The sequence below is a fragment of the Myroides gitamensis genome (genome assembly GCF_029894455.1).
GTDB lineage: Bacteria > Bacteroidota > Bacteroidia > Flavobacteriales > Flavobacteriaceae > Flavobacterium > Flavobacterium odoratum.
In genome coordinates this window covers 486,468-498,894 of the sequence record NZ_JARYHN010000001.1, presented here as the reverse complement: position 1 = coordinate 498,894, position 12,427 = coordinate 486,468, and the positions used below count along the sequence as shown (strand labels likewise).

Genomic DNA, 12,427 nt, shown 5'->3' with positions numbered 1-12,427 from the left:
AATGAATGTAGCGTCTTATTTTGAAATTCCCGTTACCGATATGCCACGTGCCATTGAATTTTACAGTGCGGTATTTGAAGTAACCCTAGAAGAAGATTTTTTTGACAACCTTGAAATGGCTTATTTTCCTTTAGACACACAAGCAAAAGGCATTAGTGGTGCTTTGGTAAAAGGAGAAATTTACAAACCTACCCATAAAGGTGTTTTACTGTATTTCAATACCTTTGATATTGAACAAACAATACAACGTGTGGTACACCAAGGTGCCAAAATCCTCTTCCCTATTCATCGACATGAAGACGCAGGTTTTGCCGTTGCTGAATTTGAAGATTCTGAAGGCAATCGCATTGGATTACATCAAATCTTATTGAAAATAGGAGAATAGAACGGAATGATGAAATAATTTTGACCTACCGAAAGTATCATAAAACAAAAGCGAAAGATAAAATCTTTCGCTTTTGTTTTATTACTTATTTCCTACATTGTGATTCGCCCATCTCCCTCTCCATTTTTCCTCTCCACTACATTATTTTTTCACCTTAATTGTACAACCAATAGCTACAGTTGTCGTCTGTTCAATTGCTTTTCCTGTTAGTAAAGCATTGACTGCTTTTTCTACGTATTTTTCAGAAACTTGACTTGCATCTTCATAGTTATCGTCAATAGCTCCGATGTATTTCACGACATTTTTACCTTCTTCTTTTTGCAAGATAAAGACATGTGGTGTTTTTGTTGCTCCATATTGTGGATAAATCTTTTGCCCTTCATCTAATAAATAAGGAAATGTAAACCCTTTTTCTTTCGCTCTCACTTTCATCAACTCCAATCCGTCTTCTGGCTGAGCAACAGGATCATTCGGATTAATCGCTACGACTGGGTATCCCAATGCTTTATATTTTTGATCTAAAGCTACAATGCGTTCTTCATACGCTTGTGCATAAGGGCAGTGGTTACAAGTAAAAATAACGATATACCCTTTTGCTTCAGCAAAATCAGCTAAACGGTGTTGTTGACCATCTGTTCCGATTAAACTAAAATCAGTCGCCACATCCCCAATTTTATATCCTGAAACCTCTTTAAAGTCATTTACAGGCTCGATCACCTCTTCTGTAGGGTCAATAGCCTCAATTTTGTTTGGATCTTTCTTACAAGCCATAAAAGCAAGGCTGCACAGTACTGCTAAACCAACATTTTTCAACATAATTCTATTTTTTTATTGCGTTAATTTTTTAAGTTCATCATAAGTGAGTATTCCTTCATGGAAATACACTTGTTTACCATTTTTATATATAGCTGTAGCGGGAATAGCTCCACTCCAAGATTTGTGAATAGCGGGAATCCATTCATTCATCCGTTTCACATCTGCCAATACTACCACAGGAGGGGTTAACTGATGTGCTGTAACAAAGGGTTTTACTTTGGTTTCAAAATCGCGAGCTCGATCCAAACTAACCAAAACCATTTCAAAATCAGTTCGCTCTTTATTTTCATTGTACAATTGAACAAAATCAGGTAATTCTTTTACACAAGGTACACACCAAGTGGCCCAAAAATTCACCACGTACATTTTGTCATCTTGGTGATTAACAGCTTCTAAAAGTACATGATAATCCTCCACGACTCCTTCTAATCCAAAAGGTTCTTTTTGTACCTCTCCTTTCTTACAACTTACTGCTGCAAAGAAGAGTACACTTAGTATTACATATCTAGTCATCTAATCTATACTTATGAGTCTCTAACAAATATAATTTTTTTTTGTGAGGTCGTGTTTTCGTTTTTTACTTTTATCACATTGTGCTAGGTAAAACTGCAAACAAAAATAGCGAAGCAGAAGCTTCGCTATTTTATTATTCCTTTATATGATGGACTGATCCAGTCTTACTTTGTTTTTTCTTTGGGGTAAATGAACCCTAATCCCATTCGAGTCAACATTTTTTTTACGAAATTCCAGAAGAACTCACGTTGACCAAATAAAGTTCCGATACAAATCAAGATGACTTTATACATGGGGAAAATAATTAAAACATATAGTACCCAATACAACAAAGGATGGGTCAATCCTCTTTCTATTCCTAAATAAGTCAAGATAGGTTTCGAAATAAACGCTGCTGTTGAACCCGTAATTGCAAATACGATTACTATTATTACAACTTGAAAATTAGAAGTAAGTCCCCAACGTTGCTTTAACTTTTCCATTTATTTATTTTAAATCTAAACAAAAGTAGTGCTTTTTTTGAGTAGTAAAAAACTAATTTTTACTTAAATATAAAAGCCATTCAAATGAATGGCTTTTATATTTTTTATAGTTCAATTTGATTCAGTGTTTCTAGTACATATTCATGCATCACTTCGCGATAATCTAAATGCGTTACAATGCGCAACCATCCTTTGCCGATTTCGCTAATTAGAATATTTTTTTGTTTGAGCTTATCTAAAAAGGGTTTGATATTCGCATCATCTTCCAATCGAAAAACCAGAATATTTGTTTGTACAGGTAAAATCTCTTTTACCCATGTTTTTTTATTGAGTAACATTTCAATTTGCTTGGCGCGATAATGGTCTCGTTGTAGGCGACTTACATTATTTTTTAACGCAAACAAAGCGGCAGACGTTAAGTATCCCGTTTGTCTCATCCCCCCTCCCATTACTTTTCTCAAGCGAATGGCACGTTGAATCAATTCTTTAGATCCTAATAGCACAGAACCTACAGGAGCTCCTAAGCTCTTAGAAAAACAAACAGAAATAGTATCAAATAGTGCTCCAAACTGCGTTGGATGTTGAGATTTAGCTACTAAAGCATTCCACAAACGTGCACCGTCTAAATGCAATTTGATATTGCGCGCTTCACATACTTCTTTGATGCGTTCAATTTCACTTAACTCATAACACGCTCCTCCGCCCATATTCGTCGTATTTTCTAAACAAACTAATTTGGTAACAGGTAAATGGATATTGTTAGGGTCAGTATAGTGATAGAGCACATCTTCAGCTGTAATTCGTCCGCGATCTCCATCAACTAAGGCACTACTTACCCCGTGATTCACCGCAGCTCCCCCTCCTTCAAACTGATAAATATGGGAGCTTCGATCACAAATCAATTGATCTCCAGGTTGTGTATGTAGTTTGATAGCAACTTGATTAGCCATAGTTCCCGAAGGGAAAAACAAAGCAGCTTCCATTCCAAACAATTCAGCCACAGCCGTTTCTAATTCATTGGTACTACCATCTTGTTTATAAACATCATCTCCTACTCTCGCTTTCAACATATAATTTAACATTTCAGGAGTAGGCTTTGTAATTGTATCGCTAATTAAATTAATTTCCATAAATTCGCAGGAATAAGTATTTTTGCTTGTAAAAGTATTAAAAATTATGGTAACCACAGAACAACAGAAGGACATTATTGATCGCCTTGGTGCGTTAAGGAGGTATCTTTGACGTCGATAAGAAGTTAATTGAAATTGCAAACGAAGAAGAAAAAACGTTTGCTCCAGACTTTTGGAATAATTCAAAAGAAGCTGAAATTATTGTCAAAAATCTAAAATCCAAGAAAAAATGGATTGAGGATTATGAGCAAGCCAAAGATTATTTGGAAGAGCTTCAGATTCTAATTGAATTCTACAACGCCAAAGAAGTAGCGGAAGAAGAAGTTGTAGAACAATATAAGAGTACACTCGAACTAATTGAGAATTTGGAATTCAAAAACATGTTATCCGATGAAGGAGATAACATGAGTGCTGTCTTGCAAATTACTGCTGGTGCAGGTGGAACAGAGAGTTGTGATTGGGCTGCTATGCTGATGCGTATGTACATCATGTGGTCTGATAACAGCGGGTATAAAGTAAAGGAACTCAACTATCAAGAAGGTGAGGTTGCAGGTGTAAAAACGGTAACCTTAGAAATTGAAGGCGAGTTTGCTTTTGGTTACTTAAAGGGTGAAAATGGCGTACATCGTTTAGTTCGTATTTCTCCTTTTGACAGTAATGCCAAACGTCATACTTCTTTTGCCTCTGTTTACGTGTATCCATTAGCCGATGACACGATTGAAATTGAAATTAGCCCTTCAGATATTTCTTGGGAAACCATGCGTTCTAGTGGCGCAGGTGGACAAAACGTAAACAAAGTAGAAACTGCGGTTCGTTTACGACACCACCCAACGGGTATTATCATTGAAAATTCTGAAACTCGTTCTCAATTGGATAATAAAATCAAAGCGATGCAGCTCTTAAAATCTCAGCTTTACGAAATTGAGTTGAAGAAAAAACAAGCCATGCGCGATGAGATTGAAGCAAATAAGAAGAAAATTGAATGGGGATCGCAAATTCGCAATTACGTTATGCATCCGTATAAATTAGTCAAAGATGTACGAACAGGCCATGAAACAACAGATGTTGATTCGGTGATGGACGGTGAAATTGATGCTTTCTTAAAAGCGTATTTGATGATGATGGGACAACAAGAAGAATAAAAAAAAGTGCTAACCAAGAAGGTTAGCACTTTTTTTATATCATTGCGAAGGGTGTTTTTTTGTGAGTTAAGAGGTAAGGGTTAGGAGTTAAGGGTTAAGGAATTATGAGTCAAGAGATTATGAGTTAAGGGTTAAGGAATTATGAGTCAAGAGATTATGAGTTAAGGGTTAGGAGTTTGTCTAAAGAAAATTCTTCTTTAATCGATAAATCTAACAAAGCACAAACCTCACAAAGAGCAAACCTCACAAAGAGCAAACCTCACAAAGAGCAAACCTCACAAAGAGCAAACCTCACAAAGAGCAAACCTCACAAAGAGCAAACCTCACAAAGTACAAACCTCACAAAGTACAAACCTCACAAAGCACAAACCTCACAAAGCACAAACCTCACAAAGTACAAACCTCACAAAGCACAAACCTCACAAAGAGCAAACCTCACAAAGAGCAAACCTCACAAAGTACAAACCTCACAAAGCACAAACCTCACAAAGAGCACCCCTCACCCATTCTCATCGCCTCACCTTAATTTACCTTTTTCATTACATCTTTCAACATGTGACGAATTTCCTGAAACATCGCTTTGGTATCTGCCTCTCCTAAATCTTCTGGTTTAAATTCTTCTGTAGCGATACTCGAAGCATACTCCCAAATTTCCAAGATATCATAAGCCTTAATGCGGTACGGTTCATAAAATGTATTATCTGAATGCAATTCATACGTTTCCTTATCAATGCGATACACGCGTTTATACACTACTCCTTCATTTGCGGTCATAATAATATACGTTCGCCCATTGCGGATATCCTCTAATTGCTCAATATAACTACCAATAATAAACGAACCTTCCTGATGTGGAGGCATAGAATCTCCTTCAATCGGAAAAGCCCTGTATTTGCCCTCTCGTAGAAAAGGCAAGGAAATCTGATCAAGGTTCTGAATAAATTCTGGATCTGCATATCCAGATAAATATCCTGCTCTTGCCTTATGCGGAATTATTTCAATAAAATTATTGCCATTGGGATCTACCATAATCGGCAATAAAATACGATTATCCTCTAATTTTAATAAATCCTGCATAGGTACCTTTCTCAAATCAACTGAAATGAGTAGATCCACACTCACATGAAAATAGCGAGAGATTTTCAACAAAACTTCCAAAGGAGGTTCAGAGGCTCCTTCTTCATATTTTGAATAACGGGCACGCGTAATAAGTAGCGAATCGGCTACTTTTTGCTGAGACAATTCTTTCTGTGCTCGTAAATACCTGATGTTATCTGATAAGTATGACATTTGCTATTATTTATAGCATCAAATATACTAATAATTGCTAACATACGTAGTAAGTTTGTTTAAAATAATTTACTATTAGGAAGATGCAACGCGCTATTGTACATTTAGATCTGGACAGTTTTTTTGTTTCTTGTGAGCGATTAACTAATCGACAACTCGCTGGTATTCCTCTTATTATAGGTGGCGGGGACCGCGGCGTGGTATCGAGCTGCTCCTATGAAGCTCGTGCTTTTGGCGTGCGTTCTGCTATGCCAATTCGCATGGCCATGCGTTTGTGTCCCCAAGCCAAAATCATCAAAGGCGACATGGAACTTTATAGTAAAATGTCTGCAGAAGTGACCGAAATTATAGCTGAAAAAGCTCCTGTAATGGAAAAAGCCAGTATTGATGAGTTCTATCTTGATTTAACGGGAATGGATCGCTTTCATAGTACCCTTCAATGGACCTCTGAATTGATCGCTACCATCCAAAAAGAAACGCATCTACCGTTGAGCTATGCCATGTCCATCAATAAGACAGTATCTAAAATGGGAACCAATGAAGCCAAACCTTCAGGCGCATTGATTATTCCCGAAAAAGAAGTACAGCCGTTTCTCAATCCCTTATCCATTCGAAAAATCCCCATGCTGGGACAGGCTACTTATGATTCTTTGGCGCGTTTGGGTATTCGAACGATTGAAACGCTATCTACCATGCCTGCTGAAATTTTGTCCCAATTGCTCGGTAAAAATGGTTTAGACCTTTGGAGAAAAGCCAATGGTATTGATTTTACCCCTGTTGAACCTTATCGAGAACGCAAATCCATATCAACCGAGCATACATTTTCACAAGACACCATTGACTTGACCTTATTGCGGACAACGTTATTGGGAATGGTAGAGCAATTGGCTTTTCAATTGCGTTCGGAAGGTTGGCTTACTTCTGTTGTCTCTGTCAAGATTCGCTATACCAATTTCGATACCGAGACCAAGCAATGTAAAATTGCCTATACATCCGCAGATCACGTCCTCAATGCCTATGTGTTGGATTTGTTTGAAAAACACTACCAGCGTCGGATGCGTCTCCGCTTAATTGGCATCAATTTCAGTGGTTTAGTCCGCGGAAATTATCAGATTAATCTATTTGAAGACTCCCAGGAAATCATGGCACTGTATGAAGCCATGGATCACATCAAAAAACAATACGGCATGCAGGCAGTTCACCGTTGCTCCAGTGCCCTACTCAAATCTAAAAAGAAATAACTATGTTGTTAAATTGTCATTCTTACTATAGTTTACGCTTTGGCACTATTCCACTAGCGCAATTGGTTGCTGCAGCACAAAAACTACAGATTTCTGCCTTAGCACTCACAGATATTCATACCTTTTATGGTGTTTACGATTTTATTCGCCTTTGTCGACAAGCGAATATCAAACCGCTTATTGGTGCTGAATTTCGCGTAGATCAACGCCTACAATACATTGGAATTGCTAAAAATCAATTGGGATTTGCAGCAATGAATCAATGCATAACTCTACACAATAAAACCAAACAGCCTTTTCCTAAAAAAGCCCCCGATTTTGCACATACTTTTGTCATCTATCCACTGGAAAACTGTCCGCCAACGCTAGCCGATCACGAATATATTGGCGTTAAATTAAACCAACGCAATTTACTATACCAAGAGCAATGGAAGCAATTGATTCACAAAATGGTTATCCTCCATCCTGTGACAATTCAACAAGCAGGTGAATATGAATTACACCGTATCCTCCAAGCCATTGATCAAAATACACTATTAAGTAAGTTGGATGCGACTACTTGTGCTTCACCGGATGAAATATTACTATCTGAAGCGGAATTATTACGCCATTTTAAATCTTTCCCTACGCTGATTGCCAATACGCAACATATCGTAAGGGAATCAAACTTCTCCTTTGAATTTAAAAAAAGTAGAAATAAGCTGCATTTCACAGCCAACAAAGCCGATGATTTACAACTGCTTACTACGCTTGCGCAAGAGGGATTAACACGCATCTATGGTGCCAACCACGAACAGGCAACAAAACGCTTAGCAAAGGAACTTGATGTTATTGAAAAACTATCTTTTGCCAGCTATTTCTTAATCATTTGGGATATTATTTCATATAGCACAAAACGTGGCTTTATGCATATTGGTCGAGGAAGTGGAGCCAATAGCTTAATGGGCTATTGCATCGGGATTACCAATGTTTGTCCGCTAGAACTCGATTTATACTTTGAGCGATTTTTAAATGTTAACCGCAAATCACCTCCTGATTTTGATATTGATTGGTCCTGGACGGATCGCGATGCTATTATTGATTATATCTTCCAAACGTATGGGGAAGAGCACGTTGCTTTTTGTGGAGCCATGTCTACCTTTAAAACGCGTTCGATGGCAAGAGAGATTGGGAAAGTGTACGGTTTAGCTAAAGAAGAGCTCGATCAATTGAATCAGCGTCATACGAAGGAATACCAAGACAACAACTCCATTGTACAGCTGATTCATCAGTATAGTCAATTACTAGAAGGGTTTCCAAACCAACGTACCATGCATGCTTGTGGGATAATTATTTCGGAAGATCCCGTCACGCATTTTACAGCGTTGGATTATCCACCCAAAGGCTATGCTGTAGCTCAATTTGACATGCATATTGCAGAGGATATTGGCTTTGAAAAATTTGATATTCTCAGCCAACGAGGCATTGGACATATCAATGAAACGGTAGAGTTAATCGAACAAAATCAACAAATTACCGTAGACATCCGCGATATTTCGCTTTCTAAAAACGAAGTAAAATCCAATGCGTATTTACAGCTAGGCAATACCATTGGATGCTTTTACATTGAGAGTCCTGCTATGCGTGGTTTATTGAGAAAACTAAAATGTAATAATTATAAAACACTAGTAGCGGCTTCTTCTATTATCAGACCAGGGGTTGCGCAAAGCGGTATGATGCAAGAATATATTTACAGACACAACAACCCCACTCAATTTGAGTATTTCCACGATGTTTTCAAAGATCAATTGGGAGAAACTTACGGTATCATGGTCTATCAAGAAGATGTGATTAAAATTGCTCTTCATTACGGTGGCTTACCTGCAGAGGATGGGGATATCCTCCGTCGTGCGATGAGTGGAAAGAGTCGCTCTAAAGAAGGATTGCAAGCGGTTCGTCAACGTTTCCTCGCGCTGTGTGAGGAAAAAGGGCATCCACAAGCCCTTAGTGAAGAGATTTACCGTCAAATAGAATCGTTTGCGGGGTATTCGTTCTGTAAAGCTCATTCCGCTTCTTATGCGATTGAGAGCTATCAAAGTTTGTATTTAAAAGCACATTACCCCTTAGAGTTTATCGTTGCTGTCATCAACAACCAAGGGGGATTCTACCGCACCGAAGTCTACGTTCACGAAGCGAAGATGTCTGGCGCACGTGTATTTCCTCCTTGTATCAACCGTAGTAACCTAGGGGCAACCTTACGAAGACGCGATATCTTCTTGGGCTTTCAATTGATTAAAAATTTAAATACTGCTTTAATCGATACGTTGTTGACAGAACGTCAAAGAAATGGAAATTACACTTCCTTAGCAAACTTCATCCAACGCGTCAATATTAACCTCGAAGCTTTAGAAACACTTATTTTTATTGGTGCCTTTCAATTCACCGGACTCCAAAAAAACGAATTACTTATTCAAGCTAAATTATTGTATCACAAAAACAAATCCAATCCCACTTGGCAATTGCTACAAGAACCCATAAAGTCTTTTTCTTTTCCTCAATTGAAGCGAACAGAAGCAGAAGATGCCTTTGATGAACTAGAGTATTTAGGTTTTCCTGTTACTTCTAGTCCGTTTAGCTTATTACAGACGAAATTTAGAGGAGAAATAACAACCAAGGACTTCTTATGCCACAAGGATGAAAATACGCGCTTAGTAGGCTATTTAATCGCGTTAAAGCCTATCCAAATCAAAAGCGGACTCATGTACTTCGGTACGTGGATTGACAGCCAGGGGGATTATTTTGACAGCGTGCACTTTCCGCATAGTCTACAACAATATCCTTTTCAAGGTAGTGGATGCTATTTGTTACTAGGTACTATTCAAATCGAATATGAGGTACCTACCTTACAGGTTCTAAAAATGGCAAAACTTCCGTATATGGCAGATCCTAGGTTTCATGTGAAAGGGGAAGGTGTGGCGATGAGAGGGTGAGATGGTGAAATCGGAACGTAGTGAAGATTCATCGAATACGAAAACAAATATAATCCAATGAGATAGAAGGTGAGGTGGTGTGGTGGTGTGGTGGTGAGAGGATGAGGCGATGAGATGTAAAATCTCGTAGTGGCAAATGGCAATTTGCCAAGTAACAAGATAAATTAGGGAAACAACGGATCTATTTCCGGACGAATTTTTCAAACAGTTTACAAGTAACAAAACAAAAAAGGGCAAAAAAAATCCCCTAAGAAGGAGATCAAATAAGAAAAAAATGGCAAGCTACCTACATCGCACCGCTACAACCACATACCTTTGCTGCGTTCCCACCCTGGAGGATTCTGCAGGAGCTGGTCGTGTAGGACTTGCCGTTGCAAATATACAACCATTTTATATTTTTCCAAGTGTTTACAACTATTATAATAACTTTTGTATATTGTAATAAAATTAAAATGACCGATGAAAAGACATAACATGCTTATACCCTTAGCCTTATCTTTCGCTATTTTCAGCTGTTCTGAAAAAAATAATTTAGAAAAAAATGTAATTTCTTTAAATACATCCGAATTAAAGCAGGTTTACAACGATAAAGAGGCTATAAAATTAAGCTTAAATCTCGCGCCAAACACCGAGCTAGACTCTGTAGTTTATCACTTAAACGATATTCGTTTAGGTGCAGTAAAGGGAAATGAAATACTAAATGCTCCTTTGAAAGGGCAAAAATTCGGGCAATACACACTAAAAGGAACAGCTTATCTCAATAAAGAGAGTAAAGAAGTTTCTTCTCATATCGCTATTCTTTCTTCTGTTGCTCCTCAAATGATTAATTATACGATTGTCAATACTATTCCACATGATATCAAAGCCTATACGCAAGGACTAGAATTCCACAATGGTATTTTATTTGAAAGCACAGGAAATGGTGAAGGAATCGGAACGGGTACTAAAGGGGTATCTAGTGTTCGCCAAATCAATCCTAAAACTGGAGAAGTAATCAAGATTAAAGAACTTCCGGCAGCAATCTTTGGAGAAGGTTGTACGATTCTAAACAACAAGTTGTATCAGTTGACTTATAAAAACAATGAGGCTTATGTTTACAATCCAGATACCTTTGAAAAAATCGCGACACTTCCTTACTTCCAAAAAATGGAAGGTTGGGGATTGTGTAATGATGGAACGCATCTTTATATGACAGATGGTTCTGAAAAGATTTACAAATTAAATCCAGATACGTTTGAGAAAGTAGATGAGATAACAGTTGCCGCGCAACGAGAAATCTTAGTAAACATCAACGAACTAGAATGGGTAAATGGTAAGATTTACGCTAATTTCTACGGTAAAAGTGGTGTAGCTGTCATTGATCCAATATCTGGATCTGTAGAAGGGGTTCTTGATCTTTCTCAGCTGTATGATTTAGTTGAAAGACATGCTGATTTAGATGTATTAAACGGTATTGCGTACAACGCCAAAACAAATACATTCTTTGTAACAGGTAAGAACTGGAATAAAATGTTTGAAATCAAGATTATTGACTAGGTGGAGAACGGAAAACTAAACATAAAAAAAGAGGAGCTCGTCGAGTTCCTCTTTTTTTATGTGATTGAGTAATTTTCCATAAATGCTTTCTGTTGCCATTTGCCATTACTGATTTTTCATCACATCCCCATTTCTCTCTTTCCACTTTCCATTTTTTCCAGCCAATTGGCAAATTGCCATTTGCCACTACTGATTTTTCATCGTATACTCATTTCCATTTTCCACTTTCCATTAATCATACAAACTGACTCCATTGACATCTGTTGTCAATACTTCAGACATATAATCGAAAAAGGGCTTCATTGCTTCAAACGTTTGTATTACTTCTTTGATAAATCCTGGTTGTATCATTTCTTCATCTGTAAAAGATCGCATAACTAAAAACTGTTTTTTGCGCAGTAAATCAATAGCAGGATGTTCTTTATCGAAGCCTTTAGGAGCCGTTTTCAACTCCTCTCCTACTAATCCTCCAAATGCTTGTACAAATACAGGATTAGTGATTATTTCACGTAATTCAGAATCATCTAAGGCGATTTCTTTTCTGATACGCAATAAATCATCTTTATTGGGTTCCCAAAATCCTCCTCCGACAAAACTCTTCCCAGGTTCTACATTGAGGTAATATCCTCCACGTAGTAAAGGCTTTTTTCTTCCAATGTGTAAACCAAAATAGGTTTTATATGGGGTTTTATCTTTTGAAAAACGCACATCTCGATACAAGCGATGAACGTGAAATAATTCAACCTCATCCACTGCTGCCATCTCGTCAAAAACGCTTTTAAAAAAGCCCTTTACTTCTGTAAAATCAGCATCAATTCGCGGTTTGTTTTCAGTAAACCAAGGTTTATTATTATTCTTTGCAATCTCCCCTAACAGGGCGAAATGCTCTTGTTTCAAATGATTCATATACTTTTTCTCCAACA

Annotated in this window: 11 protein-coding genes and 1 other RNA gene; 5 read left to right on the top strand and 7 right to left on the bottom strand. The window is 37.6% G+C overall.

Going from position 1 to position 12,427, the window contains the following annotated elements; all coding sequences use genetic code 11:
- Window position 1 precedes the first annotated feature (1 nt).
- Window positions 2-385, top strand: coding sequence for a VOC family protein (locus M2306_RS02245; protein ID WP_259189008.1), 384 nt, complete (start codon window positions 2-4; stop codon window positions 383-385).
- A 141-nt stretch (window positions 386-526) separates the two neighbouring features.
- Here the strand turns inward: M2306_RS02245 and M2306_RS02240 are convergent, their stop codons facing one another.
- From M2306_RS02240 to M2306_RS02225, 4 genes are all read right to left on the bottom strand, one after another.
- Entirely contained in the window at window positions 527-1,201 is a 675-nt protein-coding gene (locus M2306_RS02240; protein WP_259189009.1) for a thioredoxin family protein, read from the bottom strand.
- Window positions 1,202-1,213: 12 nt separating this feature from the next.
- Entirely contained in the window at window positions 1,214-1,714 is a 501-nt protein-coding gene (locus M2306_RS02235; protein ID WP_259189010.1) for a TlpA family protein disulfide reductase, read from the bottom strand.
- Window positions 1,715-1,878: 164 nt separating this feature from the next.
- Complete coding sequence (locus M2306_RS02230; RefSeq protein ID WP_002986093.1) at window positions 1,879-2,196, bottom strand: DUF6787 family protein; 318 nt, start codon at window positions 2,194-2,196, stop codon at window positions 1,879-1,881.
- Window positions 2,197-2,300: 104 nt separating this feature from the next.
- A complete protein-coding gene (locus M2306_RS02225) occupies window positions 2,301-3,326 on the bottom strand; it encodes a threonine aldolase family protein (protein WP_002986095.1) in 1,026 nt (341 codons plus the stop codon).
- Between the two features lie 46 nt (window positions 3,327-3,372).
- Here M2306_RS02225 and prfB point away from each other — a divergent pair.
- Window positions 3,373-4,468, top strand: a protein-coding gene (prfB, locus tag M2306_RS02220; protein ID WP_259189012.1) for a peptide chain release factor 2 whose coding sequence is annotated in 2 segments (ribosomal slippage) — window positions 3,373-3,435 and window positions 3,437-4,468 — 1,095 coding nt in all. Because the reading frame shifts where the segments join, the coding sequence is not laid out codon by codon here.
- 522 nt (window positions 4,469-4,990) lie between these two features.
- Here prfB and M2306_RS02215 read toward each other — a convergent pair.
- Window positions 4,991-5,758, bottom strand: coding sequence for an XRE family transcriptional regulator (locus M2306_RS02215; protein WP_002986099.1), 768 nt, complete (start codon window positions 5,756-5,758; stop codon window positions 4,991-4,993).
- 83 nt (window positions 5,759-5,841) lie between these two features.
- Here M2306_RS02215 and dinB point away from each other — a divergent pair, with 83 nt between their 5' ends.
- Both dinB and M2306_RS02205 read left to right on the top strand, forming a co-directional pair.
- Window positions 5,842-6,999 (top strand): DNA polymerase IV, encoded by a 1,158-nt coding sequence (gene dinB, locus M2306_RS02210; RefSeq protein WP_115090899.1) that lies wholly within the window; start codon window positions 5,842-5,844, stop codon window positions 6,997-6,999.
- Between the two features lie 2 nt (window positions 7,000-7,001).
- Window positions 7,002-9,968: a DNA polymerase III subunit alpha gene (locus M2306_RS02205; RefSeq protein ID WP_259189015.1), complete on the top strand. Its 2,967-nt coding sequence runs from the start codon at window positions 7,002-7,004 to the stop codon at window positions 9,966-9,968.
- Window positions 9,969-10,240: 272 nt separating this feature from the next.
- Here the strand turns inward: M2306_RS02205 and ffs are convergent.
- Window positions 10,241-10,339: signal recognition particle sRNA small type (ffs, locus tag M2306_RS02200), an RNA gene on the bottom strand.
- An 88-nt stretch (window positions 10,340-10,427) separates the two neighbouring features.
- On the opposite strand from ffs, the gene M2306_RS02195 reads away from it, so the two are divergent.
- Window positions 10,428-11,504, top strand: a complete 1,077-nt coding sequence (locus M2306_RS02195; protein WP_259189016.1) for a glutaminyl-peptide cyclotransferase — start codon at window positions 10,428-10,430, stop codon at window positions 11,502-11,504.
- A 231-nt stretch (window positions 11,505-11,735) separates the two neighbouring features.
- Here M2306_RS02195 and M2306_RS02190 read toward each other — a convergent pair whose 3' ends face one another.
- Window positions 11,736-12,410, bottom strand: a complete 675-nt coding sequence (locus tag M2306_RS02190; protein ID WP_259189017.1) for a DUF2461 domain-containing protein — start codon at window positions 12,408-12,410, stop codon at window positions 11,736-11,738.
- Window positions 12,411-12,427: the final 17 nt, after the last annotated feature.